Annotated in this window: 23 protein-coding genes; 10 read left to right on the forward strand and 13 right to left on the reverse strand. The window is 69.1% G+C overall.

The features are described 5' to 3' along the window. Positions 1-1,942, reverse strand: a 1,942-nt coding sequence (locus TSH20_RS24890; protein ID WP_109492998.1) for a DNA translocase FtsK, incomplete at its 3' end; no start/stop codon positions are given. Between the two features lie 224 nt (positions 1,943-2,166). After that, on the reverse strand, positions 2,167-3,423 hold the full coding sequence (locus TSH20_RS24895) for an aminotransferase class I/II-fold pyridoxal phosphate-dependent enzyme (RefSeq protein WP_109157141.1): 1,257 nt from the start codon (positions 3,421-3,423) through the stop codon (positions 2,167-2,169). A 258-nt stretch (positions 3,424-3,681) separates the two neighbouring features. On the opposite strand from TSH20_RS24895, the gene TSH20_RS24900 reads away from it, so the two are divergent. After that, complete coding sequence (locus TSH20_RS24900; RefSeq protein WP_109157142.1) at positions 3,682-4,245, forward strand: DUF2239 family protein; 564 nt, start codon at positions 3,682-3,684, stop codon at positions 4,243-4,245. A 78-nt stretch (positions 4,246-4,323) separates the two neighbouring features. Here TSH20_RS24900 and glnK read toward each other — a convergent pair whose 3' ends face one another. Continuing rightward, positions 4,324-4,662, reverse strand: a complete 339-nt coding sequence (gene glnK, locus TSH20_RS24905; RefSeq protein ID WP_014189833.1) for a P-II family nitrogen regulator — start codon at positions 4,660-4,662, stop codon at positions 4,324-4,326. Between the two features lie 407 nt (positions 4,663-5,069). Between glnK and TSH20_RS24910 the strand changes: the two genes are divergently transcribed. The 5 genes from TSH20_RS24910 to TSH20_RS24930 all read left to right on the forward strand — a co-directional run bounded on the left by TSH20_RS24910 (position 5,070) and on the right by TSH20_RS24930 (position 9,990). Next, the gene (locus tag TSH20_RS24910) at positions 5,070-6,344 is read left to right on the forward strand and encodes a UbiH/UbiF/VisC/COQ6 family ubiquinone biosynthesis hydroxylase (RefSeq protein ID WP_109157143.1); all 1,275 of its coding nucleotides are present in this window, start codon (positions 5,070-5,072) and stop codon (positions 6,342-6,344) included. Between the two features lie 120 nt (positions 6,345-6,464). Further along, the gene (locus TSH20_RS24915) at positions 6,465-7,151 is read left to right on the forward strand and encodes an outer membrane lipoprotein carrier protein LolA (RefSeq protein WP_109157144.1); all 687 of its coding nucleotides are present in this window, start codon (positions 6,465-6,467) and stop codon (positions 7,149-7,151) included. A 94-nt stretch (positions 7,152-7,245) separates the two neighbouring features. Beyond that, positions 7,246-7,893 carry an HdeD family acid-resistance protein gene (locus TSH20_RS24920; RefSeq protein ID WP_109157145.1) on the forward strand — a complete coding sequence of 216 codons (648 nt, stop codon included), beginning with the start codon at positions 7,246-7,248 and terminating at the stop codon, positions 7,891-7,893. A 198-nt stretch (positions 7,894-8,091) separates the two neighbouring features. Further along, positions 8,092-9,093, forward strand: a complete 1,002-nt coding sequence (locus tag TSH20_RS24925; RefSeq protein WP_109157146.1) for an AraC family transcriptional regulator — start codon at positions 8,092-8,094, stop codon at positions 9,091-9,093. A gap of 69 nt (positions 9,094-9,162) precedes the next feature. Further along, positions 9,163-9,990, forward strand: a complete 828-nt coding sequence (locus tag TSH20_RS24930; RefSeq protein ID WP_109157147.1) for an AraC family transcriptional regulator — start codon at positions 9,163-9,165, stop codon at positions 9,988-9,990. A gap of 28 nt (positions 9,991-10,018) precedes the next feature. Here the strand turns inward: TSH20_RS24930 and TSH20_RS24935 are convergent, their stop codons facing one another. Both TSH20_RS24935 and TSH20_RS24940 read right to left on the reverse strand, forming a co-directional pair. Continuing rightward, complete coding sequence (locus tag TSH20_RS24935) at positions 10,019-10,609, reverse strand: LysE family translocator (protein ID WP_199232098.1); 591 nt, start codon at positions 10,607-10,609, stop codon at positions 10,019-10,021. A gap of 10 nt (positions 10,610-10,619) precedes the next feature. Further along, on the reverse strand, positions 10,620-11,030 hold the full coding sequence (locus TSH20_RS24940; RefSeq protein WP_109157148.1) for a DUF2000 domain-containing protein: 411 nt from the start codon (positions 11,028-11,030) through the stop codon (positions 10,620-10,622). Positions 11,031-11,276: 246 nt separating this feature from the next. On the opposite strand from TSH20_RS24940, the gene TSH20_RS24945 reads away from it, so the two are divergent. Then, positions 11,277-11,675, forward strand: a complete 399-nt coding sequence (locus TSH20_RS24945; RefSeq protein WP_109157149.1) for a DUF6157 family protein — start codon at positions 11,277-11,279, stop codon at positions 11,673-11,675. Between the two features lie 10 nt (positions 11,676-11,685). Here TSH20_RS24945 and TSH20_RS24950 read toward each other — a convergent pair whose 3' ends face one another. Beyond that, positions 11,686-12,042, reverse strand: coding sequence for a Lin0512 family protein (locus TSH20_RS24950; protein WP_109157150.1), 357 nt, complete (start codon positions 12,040-12,042; stop codon positions 11,686-11,688). A gap of 148 nt (positions 12,043-12,190) precedes the next feature. Continuing rightward, positions 12,191-12,961: a Crp/Fnr family transcriptional regulator gene (locus TSH20_RS24955; protein ID WP_158282055.1), complete on the reverse strand. Its 771-nt coding sequence runs from the start codon at positions 12,959-12,961 to the stop codon at positions 12,191-12,193. Positions 12,962-13,260: 299 nt separating this feature from the next. On the opposite strand from TSH20_RS24955, the gene TSH20_RS24960 reads away from it, so the two are divergent. Then, complete coding sequence (locus TSH20_RS24960) at positions 13,261-13,509, forward strand: hypothetical protein (RefSeq protein WP_247871582.1); 249 nt, start codon at positions 13,261-13,263, stop codon at positions 13,507-13,509. Positions 13,510-13,536: 27 nt separating this feature from the next. On the opposite strand, the gene TSH20_RS24965 is transcribed toward TSH20_RS24960, so the two are convergent. From TSH20_RS24965 to argH, 6 genes are all read right to left on the reverse strand, one after another. Continuing rightward, positions 13,537-15,885 carry an ATP-binding protein gene (locus tag TSH20_RS24965; RefSeq protein WP_109157153.1) on the reverse strand — a complete coding sequence of 783 codons (2,349 nt, stop codon included), beginning with the start codon at positions 15,883-15,885 and terminating at the stop codon, positions 13,537-13,539. Positions 15,886-15,893: 8 nt separating this feature from the next. Continuing rightward, on the reverse strand, positions 15,894-17,108 hold the full coding sequence (locus TSH20_RS24970; RefSeq protein WP_109157154.1) for an ABC transporter substrate-binding protein: 1,215 nt from the start codon (positions 17,106-17,108) through the stop codon (positions 15,894-15,896). 240 nt (positions 17,109-17,348) lie between these two features. Continuing rightward, the gene (locus TSH20_RS24975; RefSeq protein ID WP_109157155.1) at positions 17,349-17,774 is read right to left on the reverse strand and encodes an OsmC family protein; all 426 of its coding nucleotides are present in this window, start codon (positions 17,772-17,774) and stop codon (positions 17,349-17,351) included. Between the two features lie 140 nt (positions 17,775-17,914). Next, positions 17,915-19,174, reverse strand: coding sequence for a diaminopimelate decarboxylase (lysA, locus tag TSH20_RS24980; RefSeq protein WP_109157177.1), 1,260 nt, complete (start codon positions 19,172-19,174; stop codon positions 17,915-17,917). Between the two features lie 35 nt (positions 19,175-19,209). Then, on the reverse strand, positions 19,210-19,404 hold the full coding sequence (locus tag TSH20_RS24985) for a hypothetical protein (RefSeq protein ID WP_109157156.1): 195 nt from the start codon (positions 19,402-19,404) through the stop codon (positions 19,210-19,212). Next, a complete protein-coding gene (gene argH, locus TSH20_RS24990) occupies positions 19,401-20,837 on the reverse strand; it encodes an argininosuccinate lyase (protein WP_109157157.1) in 1,437 nt (478 codons plus the stop codon). Before argH ends, TSH20_RS24985 begins: the two co-directional genes overlap by 4 nt. 89 nt (positions 20,838-20,926) lie before the next feature. Here argH and TSH20_RS24995 point away from each other — a divergent pair, with 89 nt between their 5' ends. Further along, complete coding sequence (locus tag TSH20_RS24995) at positions 20,927-21,550, forward strand: TlpA disulfide reductase family protein (protein ID WP_247871583.1); 624 nt, start codon at positions 20,927-20,929, stop codon at positions 21,548-21,550. 60 nt (positions 21,551-21,610) lie between these two features. Beyond that, positions 21,611-22,405: a cyclic nucleotide-binding domain-containing protein gene (locus tag TSH20_RS25000; RefSeq protein ID WP_109157159.1), complete on the forward strand. Its 795-nt coding sequence runs from the start codon at positions 21,611-21,613 to the stop codon at positions 22,403-22,405. Positions 22,406-22,506: the final 101 nt, after the last annotated feature.

Below are 22,506 nucleotides of genomic sequence, written 5' to 3' on the forward strand. Positions count from 1 at the left end.
TGGCCTTGATGGTGCCGGTGATGACGTCGACCGAGGGACGCTGCGTCGCCATGATCAGGTGGATGCCGGCGGCGCGCGCCATCTGGGCCAGACGCTGGATCGCCGCCTCGATGTCCTTGCCGGCAACCAGCATCAGGTCGGCCATCTCGTCGACGATCACGACGATGTAGGGCAGTTCGGTGAGGTCGAGCGGCTGTTCCTCGAACAGCGGCTTGCCGGTGTCGGGGTCGAAGCCGGTCTGGACGCGGCGGGTCAGCGACTCGCCGCCCTCGCGCGCCTCGCGCAGGCGGGCGTTATAGCCCTCGATGTTGCGGACGCCCAGCTTGGACATGTTGCGGTAGCGGTCCTCCATCTCCCGCACCGTCCATTTCAGCGCCACCACCGCCTTCTTGGGATCGGTGACGACGGGCGTCAGCAGATGGGGGATGCCCTCATAGACCGACAGTTCCAGCATCTTCGGGTCGATCATGATGAAGCGGCAGCGCTCCGGCGGCAGCCGGTAGAGAAGCGACAGGATCATGGTGTTGATCGCCACCGACTTGCCCGATCCGGTGGTGCCGGCGACCAGCAGATGGGGGAAGCGGGCGAGGTCGGCGACCACCGGCTGTCCGCCGATGTCCTTGCCGAGCGCCAGCGCCAGCTTGCCGCCATGCTTGTCGAAGCCTTCCGCCGCCATCAGCTCGCGCAGCAGCACGGTCTCGCGCTTGGCGTTGGGCAGCTCGACGCCGATGACGTTGCGGCCGGGAACCACGGCGACGCGGACCGACACCGCGCTCATCGAGCGGGCGATGTCGTCGGCAAGGCCGATGACGCGCGAGGATTTGGTGCCGGGGGCGGGTTCCAGCTCGTACAAGGTGACGACCGGGCCGGGATGCACCTTCTGGATCTCGCCGCGCACACCGAAATCGCCCAGCACGCCTTCCAGCTGGCCGGCATTGCGCTGAAGCGCCGCCTCGTCCAGCTGTTCGCCGCGGATGCCGGTGGGCGGCATCTGCAGCAGGTCGAGCGGCGGCAGCTCGTATCCCGGCGGACCGTCCTCCTCGCCCAGCGGCAGGCGGCTCTGGCGAGGGTCGGACTTTGTGGCTTCGCGCTCCGATGCGGCGGATTTCGGCGGCGCGATGACCGGGACGGCGCGGACCGGCTTGTCGGCCGGGTTCGGAGCCGCAGCCGGGCCGGCGGACAGGGGAACCGGACCGGCGTCAAGACCAGCCGGGGGCAGCGGGGTCACCTGAACGGCCTCATCGAAGCGCGGGCGATTGCGTTTGGCCGCATCGTCGCCGCGCAGCGCGTCGTCCACCGCGACCGAGGCGGCCTTGGCAGCACTGCGGCCATGGCGGCGCAGGACATCGACGCCGTTGCGGGCGCCCTGGCGGATCATGCGCAGGCCGTTCACCGTGCCGCGGCCGAGCGAGCGGACGCTGGCGATCCATTCGCCGATGGTCAGCCCGGCGGCCAGGAACAGCACCAGCCCGCCGCCGACCGCGGCGGCGGTCGCCACCATCGGCTCAGCCCCGAACAGGTTGCCGACGCCGCGCAGCAGCACTTGACCGACGCTGCCGCCGGGAAGCGGGGCGAGCGGATCGGTGGAGGCGTCGGTCAGGCCGGCCAGCGCCATCGACACCAGGAACACACCCCACAGAGCCAGCACGGTGCGGAACAGCGGGTTGCCGAGCTTGCGCTGAGCACCCAGCCGCCAGCCCCAGAACATCGGCACCAGCGCGATGACGAAGGCGGCCCAGCCCAGCGACTGGATCAGCAGGTCGGCGGCATAGGCGCCGGGCGTGCCGAACAGGTTGCGCGCGCTTTCCACATTGGCGGGGACCGAGTTCAGCGACGGATCATGCGGGTCGTAGCTGCCCAGCAGCACCATCAGCAGCAGGCCGAACAGGCCCAGCACGAATCCCATCGCCTCGCGCGCGCGGGCAACGACGAAGGCGCGCATGGCGGGCGAGAAGAAGGGTGGCTTCTCCTGCCGGCCGCGGCCGGCGCGGATGCGGTCCTTGCCCGGTTCCTTCATGCCGTCGCGAGGCGCTCCCTTGCGCGGGCTGGCGGCGGGCCGTCCCAGGCTGGGCCGGGGGCGCGCGGAGGAGGGGCCGGCGGGTCGGGCCATGGGGCGGGAACCTCGTGCTGTAGAAACCGAAGATAAAAGGGGCTGGCCGGAGCCGGTCAGCCGAGAATGCGGACGATGGACGCGCAGGCCTGGGCGACGGTGTCGGTGTCTTGCACCAGGGCGACGCGGATGAAGGCGTCGCCGGGGTTCGGCTCGCCGGGGTTGTTGCGCGACAGATAGGCGCCGGGCAGGACGCGGACTGCGCCCTCCGCCCAAAGCCGCTTCGCGGCCTCCTCGCCGTTGCCGACTTCCAGCCACAGGAAGAAGCCGCCGGCCGGCCGGTAATAGCCGTAGCGGCCGCCCAGCTCCGCCTCCGCGGCCGCGAACTTGGCGCGGTAGGCGGCGCGGTTCTCCTCCACATGCGCCTCGTCGCGCCACAGCGCAGTGCTGGCGGCCAGGATCGGCAGCGGCATGCCGGCACAGCCGTAGCTGCGCAGGCGGGAGAAGCGGCCGATCAGCGCCGGGTCGCCGGCGACGAAGCCGGAACGCAGGCCGGCGGCGCTCGACCGCTTGGAAAGGGAGTGGAAGACCAGCAGGTTGGCCCAGGGCTTGCCGTCCGCGTAGGGCAGGGAGGCGGCGACTTGGAGCGCGCCGACCGGCGGGGAGTCCAGCCAGATCTCGGCATAGCATTCGTCGACCGCCAGCACGAAGCCGTACTGCCGCGCCAGACCGATGGCCTTGGCGAGATAGGCCGGCGTCGCCGCCGCGCCCTGCGGGTTGGCGGGGGTGCAGAGATAGAAGAGGGCGGTGCGCTCCAGCAGCTCCGGCGTCAGGGCGTCGAGGTCGGGCAGGAAGCCGGTTTCGCGCGTCGCCGACAGGAACACCGGCTCCGCCCCCGCCATCACCGCCGCCCCTTCATAGGGCGCGTAGAAGGGGTTCGGCATCAGCACCGCCGGCTGCCGCCCGGCCTTCTGCGTCGGCACCGCCAGCAGCGCCAGCATGAACAGCGCCTCCCGCGTGCCGGACAGCGGCAGGACGGAGCTGTCGGCGTGCAGCAGCCCGGCCGGCAGGTCGTAACGGCGGGTCAGCCAGTCGCCGACCGCGGCGCGGAACTCCGGCGTGCCGCCGACCGGCGGATATTTGTTCCAGCCGGACGCCGTTGCGCGCAACGTCTCCTCGATGATGGCGGGCGGGGTGTGCTGCGGCTCCCCCACCGTCAGCAGGATGGGGGAGACGTTGGCGCGCGGGGTGATCGGCGCCAGCAGGTTGGCCAGCCGGGTGAACGGATAGTCGGTCAGCAGGTCGAGCCGGTCGTTGCCGATCGCCTCGGTAAAGACGGCACCGCTGTTGACGCTGAAATCGGTGAGGACCATGACGACCGCAACCCTCTTCGCACCCCGGATGCCGCACCCCGGCGCGGGGAGGCGGCCACGTCTCGTGAAGGGCCGATCCTATCGGCGGGGCACGGGGGGCACAAGCGCCCAGAACCTTTGGGCGCGGCGGGTGGCCGAACGGTCACAGGGGTAAGGAGATACGTGTACTTACGGGTCGCTCCCTTATTTCATCCGGGCGATATTGACGCCCAGTTTTTGCCCGGGTAAAATAGGCGCCTTACAACCGGAGTTCCGACCATGGCCGTCACCGCCGAAACCCTCTGCACCGCCTTCCGGGGCGAGCGCCGGCTTGCCGCCGGGGATGCGCTGAGCGTTGCGCGGGCGTTGCGGGCGGCGCTGGAGGCGGAGCCGGATGGACCGCCGGTGCTGGTGTTCGAGGATGCCACCGGTAAGAGGGTCGACCTCGATCTGCGGGGAAGCGACGAGGAGGTCGCATGGCGTCTTGCACCGCCGCCGCGTGGCCCCGGTCGGCCGAAGCTGGGGGTGGTGGCGCGGGAGGTCACGCTGCTGCCGCGCCATTGGGAATGGCTGAACGCCCAGCCGGGCGGAGCGTCGGTGGCGTTGCGCAAGCTGGTCGACGAGGCGCGCAAGGGGAGCGAAGCAAAAGACCGCGTGCGCCGGGCGCAGGAGGCCGCTTATCGCTTCATGTTGGAACTGGCCGGTGACCGGTCGGGCTATGAGGAGGCGGTTCGGGCGCTCTATGCCGCAGACCGGGAGCGGTTCGACGCGCTGACGGCGGACTGGCCGGTGGAGCTGCGCGATTATGCCCGCGCTCTGGCGGAGGGGGCGTTTTCCGGCTGAACAGGCGGGCAGGCGCGTGAAGGCGCGCCCGCCGGGTCCGTTCCCGCCGGAAGGAGCGGACCCTGTTGGCCGGAAGCCTTACAGCGCCTCGGAGTTGGTCTCGCCGGTGCGGATGCGCACGGCCTGGGCGATCTCCAGCACGAAGATCTTGCCGTCGCCGATGCGGCCGGTGTTGGCGGCCTTCTGGATCGCCTCCACCACCTGCTCGTACTGGTCGTCGGACACGGCGACCTCGACCTTCACCTTTGGCAGGAAGCTCACGGAATATTCGGCGCCGCGGTAGATTTCCGTCTGGCCCTTCTGGCGGCCGAAGCCCTTGACCTCGCTGACGGTCAGGCCCTGGATCCCGAGCGACGTCAGCGCCTCGCGCACTTCGTCGAGCTTGAACGGCTTGATGATGGCCATAACCAGTTTCATGTGGCTTCCCCTTAAAGCGTTGTTCCGGCCGCGTGTAAGGCTGTGGCCGCCCCGTTGCGGTTCCAGTCCGGCCTGTCACCGTACCGTCCTTCCGCCGATGGCCCAAGCCTGTTCGCGTCGACCGCAAAAATCAACGATTACAAGAATCGTGCCGGTTGAAATGCGCTGAAAGGATGGGAATATGCCTGTCGAATGGGCGCCCAAAAGGGCGGCATCTGCCTAAAAAACATTCAGCGACAATCTGTCCGGTGGCCGGCCGCGACCGGCCGGGGTCAGGACACTGGACAGGACGCGCCCGTGCGACAATTGTTTGGTCGCGTGGCGGCGCCGGCAAGGCTTGGGCACAAGGCTCAAGCCCGGCGGACGACCGCGCCACAGGCATCGAAGGCGAGAGGGCAGCGAGCATCATGGCCGTACCGGGCACCGAATCGGGCAACGCGACCGTCCCGCCGCAGGGCGGCGACATCACCACGGAGGTCGTGGTGCTGGGCGGCGGTCTGGCCGGGCTGACCATGGCGGCGGCGCTGGCCAGCGCCGGCGTGCCGGTGGTCTGCATCGACCAGGACAGCCCCGAACGCATGGGCGGCGGCGATTTCGACATCCGCACCACCGCGATCTCCTATGCCTCCAAGATGGTGCTGGAGGCGGCGGGGGTGTGGCATCACATGGCCGATCAGGCCGGTCCGATGCTGGACATCCGCATCGCCGACCAGTTCTCGCCCCTGTTCATCCATTACGACCACACCGAACTTGCGATGGAGGGCAAGCACCAGCCCTTCGGCTGGATCCTGGACAACAAGGACATCCGCCGCGCCCTGTTCACCCGCGCCGCCGAGCTGCCGGGACTGATCCATCTGGCGCCGGCCAAGGCGGTGACGGTGGAGCGGACGCGGTCGGGCGTGATGGTGCGTCTGGCCGACGGGCGGACGGTGCGCGGCCGGCTGCTGGTCGGCGCCGACGGGCGGCGGTCGATGGCGCGCGATAGCGCGGGGATCAAGGTGCGGCGCTGGTCCTACGACCAGAGCGCCATCATCTGCACCATCCGCCACACCGAGCCGAACAAGGGCGTTGCGGTGGAGCATTTCCTGCCCAACGGCCCCTTCGCCGTCCTGCCGATGACGGACAACCGCTGTTCCATCGTGTGGAGCGAGAAGACCTCGCTGGTCGACACCTATTTGAAGCTGCCCGACGACCAGTTCGTCGACGAGCTGCAGCGCCGCTCCGGCGGCTATCTCGGCGAGATCACGCTGCTGACCAAGCGCGAGGCGTGGCCGCTGTCGGTTCTGCTGGCCGACCGCTTCATCGCCGACCGGCTGGCGCTGGTGGGGGAGGCGGCGCACGCCATCCACCCGATCGCCGGGCAGGGGCTGAATCTCGGCATGCGCGACGTCGCCGCGCTGGCGGAGGTGGTGGTCGACGCCTATCGCCTCGGCCTCGACGTCGGCGGGCCGGAGGTGCTGGCCCGCTTCCAGCGCTGGCGCCGCTTCGACACCGTGCTGCTGGCGGCGGTGTGCGACGGGCTGGTCCATCTGTTCTCCAACAACATCCCGCCGGTGAAGCTGGCGCGCGACCTCGGCATGGCGGTGATCAACCGGCTGCCGCCGGTCAAGCGCTTCTTCATGAAGCACGCGATGGGCGTGGTCGGCGACCTGCCGCGGATGATCCGCGGGCAGCCGCTGTGACGCTGCCCTCCTGACCCGACTTCGGTGGTCCCGCCATTGGTGCTCCTTGGCAGCGGGGGGTGGACGCCTTATGTCCGCCATACCGCCCGGTTAAGGGATCCCGGGCCACTCCGACCAAGGATGAAGATCGTGCTTCGCCGCCTTTCCCGCTCTCTGCTGACCGGCGCCCTGCTCTCCGCCGCCCTTCTGGCTCCGCTGCCGGCCCTGTTCGCCTCGCCCGCCGCTGCCGCGCCGGCCACCCCGGTCTCGCTGTCGGCGCAGGATCAGGCGGTCGTCGCCAAGGTGGAGGAGTATCTGAACGGCATCACCACCCTGCAGTCGAAGTTCCTGCAGGTGGCGCCCAACGGGCGGCAGGCGACCGGCACCTTCTATCTGTGGCGGCCGGGACGGATGCGGCTGGAATATGACCGGCCGCTGAAGGACTTCATCGTCGCCGACGGCAGCTTCGTCTTCTATTGGGACGGCGAGATGCGCCAGCAGTCGAGCGCCCCCATCGGCTCGACGCTTGCCGACTTCATCCTGCGCAAGAACATCCGCCTGGCGGGCGACGTCACCGTCACCGAGGTGTTCCAGGCCCCCGGCGTGATCGAGGTCAGCCTGCTGGAGACCAAGGACCCCGGCAAGGGCACCCTGACCCTCGTGTTCGAGGATCACCCCTTCCAGCTGCGCAAATGGCGGGTGCTGGACGCCCAGGGCATGACCACCGAGGTGGCGCTGCTGAACCCGCGCACCGACGTCACCTTCGACCGCGACATGTTCTATTTCAAGGAGCCGCAACGCGGATCGGATTTCGGCCGCAACAACTGATCGGCCCCGAAGCGCGACCGAGAAATAAAGACCGGGCAACTAAGCCCTTCGCCTCCTGTTGTCATGTCGCGGGACCGGCAACAGGAGGCGTTCCATGTCCACCGATCAGGCACAACAGACTGGAACCGGCCGCTCGGAAGTCGAGCTGGGGGGCCGTCTGCACGGCATGAACAGGGCGCTGGCGCGCAACTGGTGGGCTCTGGCCCTGCGCGGAGCGGCGGCGATCCTGCTGGGGGTGCTGGCCCTGCTGATGCCGGGCGTGACGGTGGCGACGCTGGCGCTGACCTTCGCCGCCTATCTGCTGCTCGACGGCGTCTTCGCCATCCTGGCCGGGATCCGTGCCTCCCGCCATCATGAACGCTCGCTGCCCTTCATCCTGGAGGGTGTGGTCAGCCTGATCGCCGGCATCGTCGCCGCCCTGTGGCCGGCCGCCAGCCTGTTCGCGCTGGTGTTCCTGATCGCGGCCTGGTCGGTCATCACCGGCTTCGCCGAGGTGATGGGGGCGTGGCGGATGGACCGCACCCATGGGAAATGGGCCTGGGGCGTGGCCGGCGTGCTGTCGATCCTGTTCGGGCTCGGCATGTGGGTGCTGCCGGCGCTGGGTCTGCTGGCGCTCGCCTGGGGCGTCGCGGCATACCTGATCGCCTTCGGGGTGCTGGCGCTGGTGACCGCCTTCCGGCTGCGGCACTGCCATCGGGAGAACAACGTCTCGGGTGGCGGCGGGATGACGGCTGCGGTTTGAGGGGGGCGTTATCGGAGCCCCTCCCAATTCATAGCTCCATCGTACAATTTCCTACACGAATAGTCTCTGGCAGCCTGAACTCCGGCACGATGTTTGCTGCGCTGCGGCAAAACGGCTGCGAGGGGCTGTGTCATGACGCCGCACCGACCGACTATTGGGCAGACTGGCGACCGATCCGGCGACCGGCGCACAGGTTCTGTGCAACACAACATCCTGGCCGCCGCCGCGTCCGGGGTGTCGAACTTCATCGCCGCGCAGGGTGGCTGTCCCGACCGGGTGTTCCACCGCGCCGGCGTGGAGGAGCGGGCGCTGGGCCAGCCGACGGTGGCGCTCGACCTCCGCGCCTATGTGGCGATGATGGAGGTGGCGGCGGCGGAGACCGGCAACGACAATTTCGGCCTGCTCTACGGACGCCAGTTCCAGCCGGAGATGCTGGGGCTGATCGGCTCCATCGCGCTGGCCGCGCCGACGCTGGGGGCCGCGCTGGACCATCTGGCCCGGCTGTTTCCCTTCCACCAGCAGGCGACCGAGACGCGCTTCGTCCGCGAGGGCGAACTGCTGCGGCTGGAATACCGCATCCTCGACGGCCGCATCGTCGAGCGGCGGCAGGATGCCGAACTGACCATGGGCATGTTCGCCAATGTGGTGCGCGCCTGCCTCGGTCCGGGTTGGATGCCGGAGGAGGTGCATTTCGAACATCCCAAGCCGGAGGGCTGGCGCCAGCATCAGGCGCTGTTCGACGCGCCTGCCCATTTCGGCCAGCGCACCAACGCCATCCTGCTGCGCGACCGCCATCTCGACCGCCGCATGCCCGGCGGCGACATGGCCCGGCTGACCGGGCTGTGCGGCACGCTGATCGACATCGCCCGCGGCACCGGCACCCCGCCGCTGCTCGACCGCGTGAAGGCGGAGGTGCGGGCGCGGTTGCCGGAAGGCCCGCCCTATGTCGAGGACATCGCCGACCGGCTGGGCATCGCCCGCTGGACCCTGCAACGCCGGCTGGCCGACGAGGGGCTGAGCTTCTCCGATCTGGTGGAGGGGGTGCGGCGCGATCTGGCGGCGGTCTACATCCGCCAGCGCCATGTCCCCATCGCCGACATCGGCGCCCTGCTCGGCTATTCGGAGGTCAGCGCCTTCAGCCGCGCCTTCAGCCGCTGGTTCGGCGCATCGCCGGCGAAGATGCGCGATGGGAGGGGCTGAAGGATGGCAGTCGTGAGCCTCCCGTCATAAGATCGGTTCCGGGATACACCGGCGCAGGACAGGGCGGACATGGCGCGCGCATCGAGGAGTTGTCACCGTTTCTGGCGGGACCCCGCGCTTCCGCATCTTGAGGCGCGGAGCATCGAGGACGGGCAGGAGGTCCGCTATGGCTGGCACAGCCACCCGACCTTTTCCATCGGGTTGGTGACCGGTGGTGTCAGCGACTTCCGCATCGGCGCCGAATGCCACCGGATCGCTGCCGGTACGGTCGTTCTGATGAACCCGGACGAGGCGCATGTCTGTAACCCGCTGAACGGCCAGTCCTGGTCCTATCGCATGCTGTATGCCGATGCCGCGTGGCTGGCGGCGCTGGAGGGGGAGGCGACGTTCCGGCCCCACACCCCGCATTTGAGCCGCGATCCGGAACTGGCGGACAGGCTGGGACGGCTGTTCAGCCTGTTGTTCGATCCGCTCGCCGACAGCGCGGAGAAAGAGGCGGCAGTCCGGTCTTTCTTCGTCGCGCTGAGGCAGGCTCTGGGCGGTGTACCGTCCGGTCGGCATGGGGAGGGCCGGCCCGGCGGCGAACATGCGGCGCTGGACCGGGCCGCCGATTTCATCTCCGCCCATTGCACCCAGCCGCTGCGGCTGGCCGAGATCGCCGCGGTGTCGGGCTTGTCGCCGTCCTATCTGGTGCGGTCCTTCAAGGCCCGCTACGGGCTGACCCCGCATGCCTACCAGATCAACCGCCGCATCCAGTTCGGCCGGCAAGAGTTGCAACGCGGCCGCCCGATCGTGGAGGTCGCGCTGGATGCCGGCTTCGCCGATCAGGCCCATTTCCAGCGGGCCTTCAAGCGTCATGTCGCCGCCACTCCCGGCCAGTACATGCGCCGGGAGTGAAAGGCCGGCACGAAGGTGGGCGTGGCGATCAGGCGGCGATGCCGATATGGGCGGCGCTCGCCGCGAGCAGGGCGGCCATGGCACGGTTGAACAGCCGCATCCGCCGCCCATCCGCCAGCAGATGGCGCAACCGGGCGCCGGCGTAGGCCCAGCAGCCGACCGACAGATAACAGATGACGAAATATAGCCCGGCGAAGATCCAGAGCCGGGCAGGATCGTCCCCGGCATAGGCACCGACCCCGGCCAGCGCCGCGACCCAGGCCTTGGGGTTCAGCCACTGCATGGCGGCCCCTTGCAGCAAGGAGGGCGGCGGGGGCGGCTCGCCGGCGGCGACCTCTCCGTCGCTTTTCCATAATTTCCACCCCATCCACAGCAGGAAGACCATGCCTGCCCAACGGGTGAGCGTGGCGGCGGCGGGCCAGCCGCGCAACAGCTCCGCCAGGCCGAGCCCGGCCAACACCAGCAGCAGGACGAATCCCAGGGTGGCACCGGCGACATGGCGCAGGGTGGCGCGCAGACCGTGGGAGGCTCCGCTGGACAGCGCCACCACATTGACCGGGCCGGGGGAAATCGATGCGGCCAGCGCGAAGCCGGCCATCGACAGGCAAAGCATCATCATCGCCGCCGTCCTACTTCAGCAGCGGCAGCGAACCGGTCAGCGAGCGCACCAGCGCCGCCGGGCCGTGCAGGCAGAGGCCGAGATAGCGCAACTCCTCCTGCCGGGCGGCGGCGAGCCGCTGGCGATAGTCGTCGTAGCTCTTGGCGCGCTGGGCGACGTCGGTCATGCCGATCACACCCAGCCCGTCGGCCTCCCGTTCCGCCGCGCTCCGGCGCAGCGCGCGCAAGCCCTCGGCATCGGACACCAGGATCGGCATCACGATGGTGGTGATGCCGGGATGGCCGATGCCGTCGGCATCCTGAAGGTCGCAGCCGACCAGTTCGGGCCGCAGCTTCCCCAGCGTCATCGACAGGGCGGCGGCGGTGTTGGCGATCAGCCCGGGCGGCAGCGCGCGGTCGATGATGAAGGCACAGCGTGTCACGTCCGGCTTTCCCTTTGTTGGATGAAGGTCAGGCCGGGGACTGTCGTGGATCGGACGGGGGCGGGTATTGAATGAAATTACCCACGGCCGGACGGGGTGCGGCCGCTCGCGGCACACTGCCGGCGGTTCGGCCCGTCGCCCGCGCGGATGCGCGGCGGCAGGGCTGCAACCGGCATCCGCACCGTCTATAGTGTCCCGACAGCACCGTCGCTTGGGGGGCTGCCTGGGGGCATATGGGGTGCCGGGATGTCAACGAACTACGTCAACACCTTCATCACCGCCGCGGCCGACTGCAAGGCAAAGACCGGCACCGTTCCGTCCAAAGCCGGTACGATCGGCGCGCTGCAGCTCTCGCTGCTCTTGGAACGGCCCTATGCCCTGACCAGCGACGAACTGCTGCTGGAGGTCCACATGATCCGCAACGGCATTCCTCCGGAAGAACGCGAGGCGGCGCGCGCCCGGCTCTTCGGCAAGCCGCAGGCCTGCCTGCGGGCGTCGCCGCTGGTCAAGCAGTATGGCTGGGGCCTGCACCATGACGGCGACGGTCGGGTCGCCGCCTATGGGGCCGAGAGCGACGCCTACCGCGACCTGAGCCGCCGCTCGGACGTGAGCGTCGTTGCCGGGATGCGCAACAGCCGAGGCTGACGGCGCCGGTTCAGACCCCGACCTCCACCGCCGCGTTGACGACGTAGATTTGCTCATTGCGGTCGTTCTTGTCGGCCAGGAAGATGCCGCTCGGCGCCAGCATGCCGCCGGCGGTGACGTGGATGCTGACGGCGCCATAGGGGAAGACGGCCTTCACCGCCTCGTGGTCCAGCCGGTCGGCATCGGCCGGCACGGCGAGGTGGACGCGCACCTGCATTTTGCTGGTGTCGCCGTCGACCAGGCTGCGCATGCCGGGCATGGAGTTGCGCTCTATGGCGTTGCGCACGGCGCGGACGGCGGCCTTGGTCACGTCCTGGCCATGCAGATCCACCCCCATGCCGAGTTCCACGAACATCACCTGTTTCATCGCGTCGGGCCTTTCAATGGCTGTCGGTCATGGCTGTCGGTCGACGGGGATGATGGCGCGTGGTCGCAGGCAGGGCCAGGGGGTGGCGGGGGGAATTTCGGGGGGTGGAAGGCGCCGGCCCCCCACCTCACGCCGCATCGGACTCTCGTCACGCCTTCGGGCGGATTTCGCTGTCCATCTTGGCGCCGTTGCGGTGGTGGGTGCCGGAGAAGGCGCGTTCCAGGCGGCGGGGCGCGCGGATCAGGTGGAGGTACAACTCGTCGAACTGGCCGACGGAGGCGAGCTGGCGCACGTCGTTGACGGTGATCCGCTGGCCGTTCAGCTCGATCAGGCCGCTGTCGCGCAGCCGCCGCAGGGTGCGGTTGATGTGGACGATGCTGAGACCCAGCGCGTCGGCCAGGATCTCCTGCGTCACCGGCAGCACGAAATGCCCGTTGGTCACCATGTTGACGATGCTGAGGCGGCGCAAAAGCTCGACGATCAGATGGGCGGTGCGCTCCAGCGCGGTGCGGCGCCCCAGGCTGAGCAGCCGCTCGGCGACGATGGCCTCCTCCCGCGCGCCGGACCAGGCGAGTGCGGCGGCAAGGCGCGGGAAGGACCGGAACAGTTCGCCGATCCGCTCCGGCGGGAAGCTCGCCACCTCGACCGGGGTCAGGGTGGTGACGCTGTGGTCGGCCGATTCGAACAGGGTGCAGTACATGCCGATGATGTCGCCGGGCAGGACGAAATTGACGACCTGGCGCCGTCCGTCCGGCAAGGCTTTGTGGCGGATCGCCCACCCGTCCCGCATGATGCGGACGTCGCGATACCTTTCGCCCTGTTGGAGAAGATCGGTGCGTGGCGGCACGCGGTCGGTCGTCCTTTCCAATTCGGCAAGGTACATCTTTTCCTCATCCGACAGGACGAGGTAGCTGCTCAATTTGAGCCACAATGGAGTGGGCTCTAGGGCGCGGCTCGCCGGGGCGCGAGTCATGGTCGTCTCTTTGCCTTCTTTGTCCTAATATTGGCGTTTCGATAAACGGGCGCGCCGTTGAACCGGTTCCGCGATGTCTCGAACGTTTAGGGTTTTCAGGCGAGGCAGCCACAACATAGGTTAATCGGCTGAATATTTTTCTCGAACGGCCTGTGACGCGCAGCCGACCCGTGTGTTGTTCCCTATGCAATTGGACCTACCGGCGGTTTGGCCGGGCGGGGCGGAGAACCGGATCGAACGGGGGCATGATGACGTCGGAGGAAGAGGCGGCGGGTATGGCCGCTCTCTCGATTTGTGAATCGCTGGTGATTGCCATGGTTGAAAAGGGCCTCCTCACGGTCGAGGAGGCGCGGGGCGTGCTCGAGGACGCCGCCGCTGCCCATCTGCGGCCGGAAATGCCGGAACCGGCAATCCGGCGTCAGGAGATGGCGGTGCGCTTCATCGAGCGGCTCGCCCTGCAGGTGAATGCCGCCGGTCCCTACAGTCGCGGCTGACGCAACGGTGCGGGCGGACCGGCGCGATCAGTCCTGCAGGATGGCCGAATTGCGCCGGTCGCCGGTCTCCCGCGGGCCGGCCGGCCGATCCGTCAGGGAATCGCTCAACAATTGCGCGACCTCCTTGGCGGCGATCGGCTTGTGCAGGATGCGGTAGCCGCTGGCCTCGGCATCGGCGATGCGTTCGGGGGCGGTGTCGCCGGTCAGAACGACGCTGGCCGGGGCCGGGAATCCCCGCTCCCGCAGGGCGGTTTCGACCGCACGGAGGGCCTCCAGCCCGGTGGCGCCCGCTTCCAGCCGGTAATCGGCGATCACCAGATCGGGCGGGCGCGGCTGGTCCCGCAGCAGGCGGAGCGCATCGGCGGCGCTGTCGGCCGCGGTCGCGCGCCAGCCGAAATCCTCGATCAGCAGGGTCAGCCCCTCGCGCACCAGCGGATCGTCGTCGATCACCAGGGCGGTGCCGCGTCCGGGCTCCGGCGCCTGTTCCGCATCGGGCGCCCCGGACGCCGCCGCGACCGCCGGCAGGGCGGAGGTGGGGATATCCAGCGTGAAGCAGGATCCCTTGTTCGGCCGGGACGCGACATGCACGCGGTAGCCCAGCAGCCGCGCCAGCCGGTCGACGATGGCCAGCCCCAGCCCCAGCCCCTTGCCGCGGTCGCGGGTGGGGTTGGAGATCTGATAGAATTCGTGGAAGATCCGCTCCAGATGCTCGGGCGGGATGCCGATGCCGGTGTCGTGGACCTGGATGCGCAAGGCCCCCGGACGATGGCGGCAGCCCAGCAGGATGCGGCCGTGGTCGGTGTAGCGCAGCGCGTTCTCCACCAGATTGCGGATGATCCGTTCCAGCAGCGCCGGGTCGGCGTTCAGCGTCACGTTGGTGGGGACGCTGCGGAAGGCGACGCCCTTCTCCGCGGCGCGCAGCCGGTATTCGCCCTCCAGCCGGGCGAAGATGGTGCCGAGCGACACCGCCTGGATGTTGGGGGACACCGTGCCGGCATCCAGCTTGGAGATGTCCAGGATGGCGTCGAGCAGGCGGCACAGCGCGTCCATCGACGCTTCGATGCTGCCGACCAGCGATGCCGCCGGATGGTCGCCCAGCCGGATCGCCAGGGCGGAAGTCAGCAGGACCAGCGACTGCACCGGCTGGCGCAGGTCGTGGCTTGCCGCCGCCAGGAAATGCGTCTTGGCGGCGTTGGCGCGCTCCGCCACCATCAGCGCCATCACCGCCTCCTGGCGCGAGCGTTCCTCCTCGTTGCGGGCGCTTTCCGCCTCGGCGCGGGCCTGTTCGGCGCGCTCGGCCAGGGTGCGCTGGATGGTGATCTCCTCCGCCGCGCGCATCTCGCGCTCGCGCTGGATCGCCGCGATGTGGTCCAGCATGGCGTTGAAGCCGCGCGCCAGGGCCGAAACCTCGTCATTGCCGCGGATCCGGGCGCGCTGCCCGGTGAAGCCGTCGGTGGCGATGGCGCCGGCCAGCCGTTCCAGCTCGCGCAGGGACCGGGTCATGTGGTTGCCGACGGCGCGGCTGCCGATGTAGATCGCCAGCAGGGCGAGCACGGCCACCAGCCCATAGGCGGGCAGCATCCAGGACAGCAGCGCGGTGGTCGGCGTTTCCGGCGCCTCCAGCCGCAGCTTCAACCCAAGCCTCGCCAGCCGTTCCGGCACGGTGAGCGGCACCGTCACCGCCATCATGTCGGCCGGCACCGGCGGAGGCGGCCCGCTGCCGTGGAGAAGCTCCGCCTCCGGATGCAGGACCAGGGAGTCGAGCGGCACCTTGTAGAGCAGTGCCCCTTCCGGCGAGGTGGTGCGGGAATAGATCAGCATCTCCGCCGCCAGCAGGAACTGGGTATCGCCCTGCCGCACCACCTGGGCGGCAGGCTTTCCGGCGGCGATGGCGGCGCGCAGCCAGGCCATGTCGGAGGGAGCGATGGCCAGCGGGGCGGCATGGCGTCCGTTGTCGGCGACCGGCTCTCCTTCGAAATCGGTGAAGACCAGCGCCACCGGCATGCTGGCGATGTGGTTGAAGCTGCCCAGGAAGGGGATCAGGTAAGTTTCCTTCCCCGCGGAATCGACCAGGGCGGTGGCGAGCACGCTGTTTTCCGCCAGTTCGCGCACCGTCATCACCAGCGTGTTCAGCAGTCCTTCGGTCTGGCGGGCGGCGAGGCTGGCGTTCGCCTCCACATTGGCATGGTGCTGGCGCGCCAGATGGCGGCTCGACACCAGATACAGGCTGGCGCCGATCAGGATGGCGATCAGCACGCCCAGCATCAGCGACACCATCGCGAAGCGGCGGGCCAGCCGTCCGGAGGTCAGCATCCGCTGGGCGGCGCGGGGGATGGTGCCGTCGGGAGTGGGGCCGGTGGGAGTTGGATCGCTCATCCGTGTTCTCAATCCACCGGAACCAGCACGCCGTCGGCGCGGAAGCGGGCCATCAGCAGGTCGTCCGGCCCCAGCGCCTCGTGCCGGCCGGGGGCGAAGGGGCGGTCGTAGTCGCGGGTCACCCCGTGATAGGGGCCGACCTGTTCCAGCGCGTCGCGCACGGCGGCGCGGTCGGCGGTGCCGGCGCGGTCGATCGCGAGCGCCAGGATGCGGGTCAGATCATAGGCGTGCAGGAAGCCCACCGGCGACACGATGTCCTCCGGCCGGTGGATGCCGAACAGGCGCCCGGCGGTCTCCAGCACCGGAGCCAGCCGGTCCTTGGGGATGCGGAAGGGGCTGACCGTCTGGATCACGCTGAAATCCACCTCCTGCAGGGCCGGTCCGGCCTGTCCGACGAAATCGCCGCCGGTGACGCCCCAATGGCTGAGGATCGGCAGCCGCCGCTGCGGCGGCAGGGCGGCGACCTCGCGCACCAGAACGGCGGCCTCGTCGTCGTTGGCGACCAGCAGGATCGCCTGGGCGCCGGCATCGGCCAGCGCCTGGTACTTGTCGATCAGCGAGCGGTCGCGCCAGTTGTACCAAGCGGTGCCGACCAGATCAGGCGTCTTGTGCCCGGCGAGGTAGCTGTTGGCGGCCTCCAGGTTGGATCGTCCCCAGGCGGTGTTGGTCAGCAGCAGCCCGACATGGGTCAGGCCGCGGTCGGTGGCGCGCTTCAGCAGGAAGGGCATTGCCAAGCTGTCGCGCAACGACAGCCGGAAGATGTAGTTGGGCTCCATCCCGTTGTCGACGATGTCGTCGGCTGACGACCAGGGGGCCAGGAACAGGGTGCGGGTCTGTTCCAGGACCGGCAGCTCCTCGATCACCACCGGGCTGAACCGGCCGCCGAAGACGGCGACCAGTCCGGGGATGGTGGCCAGTTCCCGGATATTCTTGATGCCGCGGGCGGAGATCGAGCGGTGTTCGCGGGTGATCAGCGTCAGCGGCCGGCCGCCAAGAACGCCCCCATTGCGGTTGATGTCGTCGATGGCGGTCAGGATCCCGCGCTGGATGGATTCGGCCGAGGTGCTGTTGGTCAGCCCGAACTCGCCGTCCAGCGCCAGCACCACCGGCTCCCCGGGAAGGTCCCGCTCCGTCTGCCCGGCAGCCGGCACTGCCGCAAGCGAAAGCGCGAGGGCAAACAGAACCAGGATTGGACGGAACAGGTGGAGGGCTGCGGAAAACATTGGCCGTCGTTCAAGTGGATCGGCAAACGGAAGATTTGGCTCCCGTATGCGTAACGCGGCACTATGGGTGGGGGGGCCGGTGGGGTCAATCTTCCCTTCGGCCGAGCGGCGGGTACGGAAGACCAGTGCCATTGTGGCAAGTCGCTCGCCGGCAGCGCTCATTATTATCGTTGGAGCCAAAATTGCGCATGGCGCGCGCCACCCGGCGGTGGGCGGCGCGCGCCGATCGGACCGGCTTGCTCAGACCAATTTGGCGGTCAGGCTGATCTGGGTGCCGGCCAGCGCCTTCGACACCGGGCAGTTGGCCTTCGCGCCGTTCGCCTGTTCCTGGAAGGTGGCCTCGTCGATGCCGGGGATTTCGGCTTCGCATTCCAGCTCGATCCGGCTGATGGCGAAGCCGGCGCCGGCCTTCTCCAGATGCACCTTGGCGGTGGTGTGGACGCGGGTCGGCGTGTGGCCGGCCTGACTGAGTCCGGCCGACAGAGCCATGGAGAAGCAGCCGGCATGCGCCGCCGCGATCAGCTCCTCAGGATTGGTGCCCTGGCCGTTCTCGAAGCGGGAGGGAAAGGAGTAGCTGCCTTCGAAGGCGCCGCTGCCCAGCCGCATCTTGCCGCTGCCCGATTTCAGGTCGCCGCGCCATTCGGCATCCGATTGCCGCATCGCCATGGTGATGTCTCCCCTTGCTGGTCATGGTCGGACCGGCCCGCCGCCATGGCGGGGACCGGTCGAGCCTGACCTAGGGCCATCGACCGCGGCGGCCAGCCGCATACTCCCTTCGCGCCGCCGACCGTTACAGCCAGCGTTTTCTAAAGCCAATCAGGCACGCGCTCGGCCGCCAGCATCTCCTCCACCGTCGGGCGGGGGCGGATGACGGAGAAGCGGTCGCCGTTGACCAGCACCTCCGGCACCAGCGGCCGGGTGTTGTAGGTCGAGGCCATCACCGCGCCATAGGCGCCGGCCGACAGGAAGGCGACGAGGTCGTCGTCGGCCAGCGGCGGCAGCGGGCGCTGCACGGCGAAGGTGTCGCCGCTCTCGCACACCGGGCCGACCACGTCGTAGGGCTCGGCAGCGACGCCCTCGGCCGGCTCCGCCACCGGGACGATGCCGTGATAGGCGTCGTACAGCGACGGGCGGATCAGGTCGTTCATCGCCGCGTCGACGATGGCGAAGCGGCGGTGCAGCCCCTGCTTCACATAGATGACGCGGCTGACCAGGATGCCGGCGTTGCCGACCAGCGAGCGGCCCGGCTCCAGCGTGATGCGGCAGCCGAGATTGCCGGTGATCGAGCGCACCATCGCGGCATAGTCGGCCAGATCGGGCGGCGCCTCGTTCTTGTAGGTGATGCCGAGACCGCCGCCGAGGTCCAGGCGCTGGATGTCGTGGCCGTCCTCGCGCAGCTGGTGCAGCAGGGCCGCGACCCGCTCGTAAGCCGCCCGGAAGGGGGCGAGGTCGGTCAGCTGCGAGCCGATATGGACGGCGATGGCGACCGGCTTGATGCCCGGCAGGGCCGCGGCGCGGCGGTAGATCTCGCGCGCGTGGTCATAATCGATGCCGAACTTGTTCTCTTTCTTGCCGGTGGCGATCTTGGCGTGGGTCTTGGCGTCGACGTCCGGGTTGACGCGGAAGGCGATCGGAGCCTCCACGCCCATGGACGTGGCGATCTGGCTCAGCGCCTCCAGCTCCGGCACCGATTCCACATTGATCTGGTGGATGCCGGCCTCGAGCGCGGCGCGCAGGTCGTCGCGGGTCTTGCCGACGCCGGAGAAGACGATGCGCTCGGCCGGGATGCCGCCGGCCAGCGCCCGCTTCATCTCGCCCACCGACACCACGTCGCCGCCGGCGCCCAGCTTCGCCAGGGTGCGGATGACGGCGAGGTTGGAGTTGGCCTTCAAAGCATAGCAGACGCCGGCATCCTGGCCGGCGAAGGCGCCGGCATAGGCGTTGTAGTGCGATTCCAGCGCCGCGGTGGAGTAGAGGTAGAAGGGCGTTCCCACCTCCCGCGCCACATCCTCCAGCGAGACGGATTCGGCATGCAGCATGCCGTTGCGGTAGGCGAAGACGCTCATCGGGGAACCATTCGGCGAACCGGTGCGGGCGGCGTTCATGGGAACTGGACTCCGGAACCGGCCGGCTTGCCGGGCTTCGGGTCCTGCGAAGGGTTGGGATAGGTGCGCGGGAAGGGATCGACCTGACCCTCCGGAACCGGGCTGTCGACGAATTTCGGCTTCTTGCCGCAGCCGGCCAGCGCCAGGGCGCCGGCCAGGGCGAGGATGGTCAGGGTGAGGCTGCGGTTCACAGGAAACGCTCCCGGGCGGCCTTCACCGCCTCCTGCACGCGGACGGGGGCCGGGCCGCCGAAGCTGGTGCGGCTGTTCAGCGACGCCTCGATGCTCAGCGCCGGATAGACGGCTTCGGTGATGCGCGGCTCGATGGCCTTCAGTTCATCCAGCGTCAGGTCGGTCAGGCCGACGCGCCGGTCCTCCGCCGCCTTCACGGCACGGCCGGTGACGTGGTGCGCCTCGCGGAAGGGCATGTTCAACTCCCGCACCAGCCAGTCGGCAAGGTCGGTGGCGTTCAGGAAGCCGCGGTCGGCCGCCTCGCGCATCGCCGGGACGTTGGGCTGCATGTCGCGCACCATGCCTTCCATGGCGGCGATGCAGAGCGCCAGCGTGTCGTCGGCCTCGAACACCGGCTCCTTGTCTTCCTGCATGTCCTTGGAGTAGGCCAGCGGCAGGCCCTTCATGGCGATCAGCAGGCTGTTCAGGCTGCCGATCACCCGGCCGGCCTTGGCGCGCACCAGCTCCGCCGCGTCGGGGTTCTTCTTCTGCGGCATGATGGACGAGCCGGTGGTGAAGGCGTCCGTCAGCTTGATGAAGCGGAACTGGGCCGAGCACCAGATCACGATCTCCTCGGCGAAGCGCGACAGGTGCATGGCGCAGATCGACGCCGCCGACAGGTATTCCAGCGCGAAGTCGCGGTCGGACACCGCGTCCAGCGAATTGGCGGTCGGCCGGTTGAAGCCCAGCGCCTCCGCCGTCATGAAACGGTCGATGGGGTAGGGGGTGCCGGCCAGCGCCGCCGAGCCCAGCGGGCATTCGTTCAGCCGGCAGCGGGCGTCGCGAAAGCGGCTGCGGTCGCGCCCGAACATCTCGACATAGGCCAGCAGGTGATGGGCGAAGCTGATCGGCTGCGCCGCCTGCAGGTGGGTGAAACCGGGCATCACCGTCCCGGTGTGCTGCTCCGCCAGATCGATCAGCGCGGTCTGCAGCGCGGTCAGGCCGGCGATGGTCCGGTCGATGGCGTCGCGCACCCACAGCTTGAAGTCGGTCGCCACTTGGTCGTTGCGCGAGCGGCCGGTGTGAAGGCGCTTGGCCGGTTCGCCGATCAGCTCGGCCAGCCGGGCCTCCACATTCATGTGGATGTCCTCCAACTCCACCTTGAAGGTGAAGCTGCCGGCGTCAATCTCTGCTTTCACGCGGTCGAGGCCGTCGATGATGGCATCGGCGTCGGCCTGGGTTATGATGCCCTGCTTGGCCAGCATCGCGGCGTGGGCCTTCGACCCGGCGATGTCCTGGTCGGCGAGCCGCTTGTCGAAGCCGATGGAGGCGTTGATCTTCTCCATGATGGCGGCGGGACCGCGCGCGAATCGCCCGCCCCACATCTGGCTGGCGGCGGGTGCGGCAGAGCCCGTGGGGGCGGCGGAATTCGGCGGGGTCTGATCGGCGCTCATGGGGACGGATACCGGGGCATTCGGGTGAAGGGGAGCGAGGAAGCGTGAGTATGCGGACTTTGGCGGCCGTCGCAACGGTTTGTGTGTGCATGGCCGGGGCCGGCCTGTGGTGGAGCGCCGGTGCGGCGCCGAACCCCGGCTCGGGCGCCCCCGAGGTGGTGCGGCTGGGCGCGGCGGATGCCGCCACGCCGGTCGCATCAACCGGCGCCGACAAGCTGGAGAAGTTCAAGGGGGCGGAGCCGAAGCCGATGCCGCCGCTGTCCTTCGTCGATGCCGAAGGGCGGCGGGTCGATCTTGCCGATTTCAAGGACCGGGTGATCCTGCTGAACCTGTGGGCGACCTGGTGCGGGCCCTGCGTCAAGGAGATGCCGTCGCTCGACCGCCTGCAGTCCCAGCTGGGCGGCGACGCCTTCCAGGTGGTGGCGCTGTCGCTGGACCGCGGCGGGCGGACGGCGGTGGAGCCCTTCTATAAGAAGACGGGGGTGGAGCATCTGACGGTGTTCCTCGATCCCGGATCGGAATCGATGAAGGTGCTGTCTCTGCGCGGCCTGCCCACCACCATCCTGGTCGATCCGGAAGGGCGCGAGCTTGGCCGCGTCGAAGGCGCGGTGGAGTGGGATTCGCCGGAGGTCGTCGCCTTTCTCCGCCAGTTCCTCGGCCATGGTGGCGGTCCGGCGCGCGACCGCCGCGGGGTGATGAAGACCGGCGGCTGACGATCCCCTGGCCTTGGGGTAGAGTGCGGCGATGACCTTCCGCCTGTCCCGAGCCATTCCATGACGCAGCCTGCAGCGATCGGCCCCAAGCGCTACACCATCGGTCCCGGCATCGTGATGATGCGTCAGGGCGAGCGCGCCGACCGGGCGTGGCTGATCGAATCCGGCGAGTTGGAGGTGCTGCTGACCCTGCCGGACGGCGGCACCCGGCGGCTGAGCGTCGTCGGCAAGGGGGCGGTGGTCGGCGAGATGGCGCTGATCGACGATGGCGAGCGCAGCGCCACCGTGCGCTCGCTGACCGAGGTGTCTTGCGTCGAGGTGACGCGGGACGCCTTCCGCGGGCTGCTGAAGCGCAGTCCGCCGCTGGCGTCGTTCCTGCTGCAGAGCCTGATCGCCGCCATCCGCCGCGACTATGGCCTGCCGGCGGTCGAACGGTACGGCAATGCGGTGGATTTCCGTTCCACCAACTCCTTTCAGAAAGTGGTCGACCGCCGGATGATCCGCGAGGGGCATGTCTTCTTCGGCCCAAACGAGCCGGTGAACGCCGCCTACCTGATCCAGTCCGGCCGCGTGGCGCTCCGCCCCGGCCGCGGCACGCTGGGCGACGACATCGCGACGCTCGGGCCGGGCCGGCTGTTCGGCGAGATCTATCTGCTGACCGGCCGCCAGCCCGACGTCACCGCCGTGGCAGTCGCCGGCGGCATCTGCGAGGTCATCGACAAGCGCAGCTTCGAGGATGCGGTGACGGCGATGCCGCCGATCCTGAAGTCGCTGGCCCGGATCTACATCGCCCAGCTGACGAAAAAGGCGCCGGCCCCGGCAGGCACTCCCCCGTCCGCCGAGAAGGCCGGCTGAGTCGGGAATTGGACTTGGTGCTGGATTAGGCGCTGGATTTGCCGGGGCATCTGGTGGAAAACAGCGCCTTCACGAATATTGCGGCGCTCCGGCCCCATCGG

The sequence above is a fragment of the Azospirillum sp. TSH20 genome, assembly GCF_003115935.1.
Taxonomy (GTDB): Bacteria; Pseudomonadota; Alphaproteobacteria; order Azospirillales; family Azospirillaceae; genus Azospirillum.

Excerpts from the sequence above, each read along its gene's own strand:
- TSH20_RS24895 (WP_109157141.1), bottom strand. The coding sequence starts at position 3,423 with ATGGTCCTCACCGATTTCAGCGTCAACAGCGGTGCCGTCTTTACCGAG.
- TSH20_RS24900 (WP_109157142.1), top strand. The coding sequence starts at position 3,682 with ATGGCCGTCACCGCCGAAACCCTCTGCACCGCCTTCCGGGGCGAGCGC.
- glnK (WP_014189833.1), bottom strand. The coding sequence starts at position 4,662 with ATGAAACTGGTTATGGCCATCATCAAGCCGTTCAAGCTCGACGAAGTG.
- TSH20_RS24910 (WP_109157143.1), top strand. The coding sequence starts at position 5,070 with ATGGCCGTACCGGGCACCGAATCGGGCAACGCGACCGTCCCGCCGCAG.
- TSH20_RS24915 (WP_109157144.1), top strand. The coding sequence starts at position 6,465 with ATGAAGATCGTGCTTCGCCGCCTTTCCCGCTCTCTGCTGACCGGCGCC.
- TSH20_RS24920 (WP_109157145.1), top strand. The coding sequence starts at position 7,246 with ATGTCCACCGATCAGGCACAACAGACTGGAACCGGCCGCTCGGAAGTC.
- TSH20_RS24930 (WP_109157147.1), top strand. The coding sequence starts at position 9,163 with ATGGCGCGCGCATCGAGGAGTTGTCACCGTTTCTGGCGGGACCCCGCG.
- TSH20_RS24935 (WP_199232098.1), bottom strand. The coding sequence starts at position 10,609 with ATGATGATGCTTTGCCTGTCGATGGCCGGCTTCGCGCTGGCCGCATCG.
- TSH20_RS24945 (WP_109157149.1), top strand. The coding sequence starts at position 11,277 with ATGTCAACGAACTACGTCAACACCTTCATCACCGCCGCGGCCGACTGC.
- TSH20_RS24950 (WP_109157150.1), bottom strand. The coding sequence starts at position 12,042 with ATGAAACAGGTGATGTTCGTGGAACTCGGCATGGGGGTGGATCTGCAT.
- TSH20_RS24960 (WP_247871582.1), top strand. The coding sequence starts at position 13,261 with ATGATGACGTCGGAGGAAGAGGCGGCGGGTATGGCCGCTCTCTCGATT.
- TSH20_RS24965 (WP_109157153.1), bottom strand. The coding sequence starts at position 15,885 with ATGAGCGATCCAACTCCCACCGGCCCCACTCCCGACGGCACCATCCCC.
- TSH20_RS24970 (WP_109157154.1), bottom strand. The coding sequence starts at position 17,108 with ATGTTTTCCGCAGCCCTCCACCTGTTCCGTCCAATCCTGGTTCTGTTT.
- TSH20_RS24975 (WP_109157155.1), bottom strand. The coding sequence starts at position 17,774 with ATGGCGATGCGGCAATCGGATGCCGAATGGCGCGGCGACCTGAAATCG.
- lysA (WP_109157177.1), bottom strand. The coding sequence starts at position 19,174 with ATGAGCGTCTTCGCCTACCGCAACGGCATGCTGCATGCCGAATCCGTC.
- argH (WP_109157157.1), bottom strand. The coding sequence starts at position 20,837 with ATGAGCGCCGATCAGACCCCGCCGAATTCCGCCGCCCCCACGGGCTCT.
- TSH20_RS24995 (WP_247871583.1), top strand. The coding sequence starts at position 20,927 with ATGGCCGGGGCCGGCCTGTGGTGGAGCGCCGGTGCGGCGCCGAACCCC.
- TSH20_RS25000 (WP_109157159.1), top strand. The coding sequence starts at position 21,611 with ATGACGCAGCCTGCAGCGATCGGCCCCAAGCGCTACACCATCGGTCCC.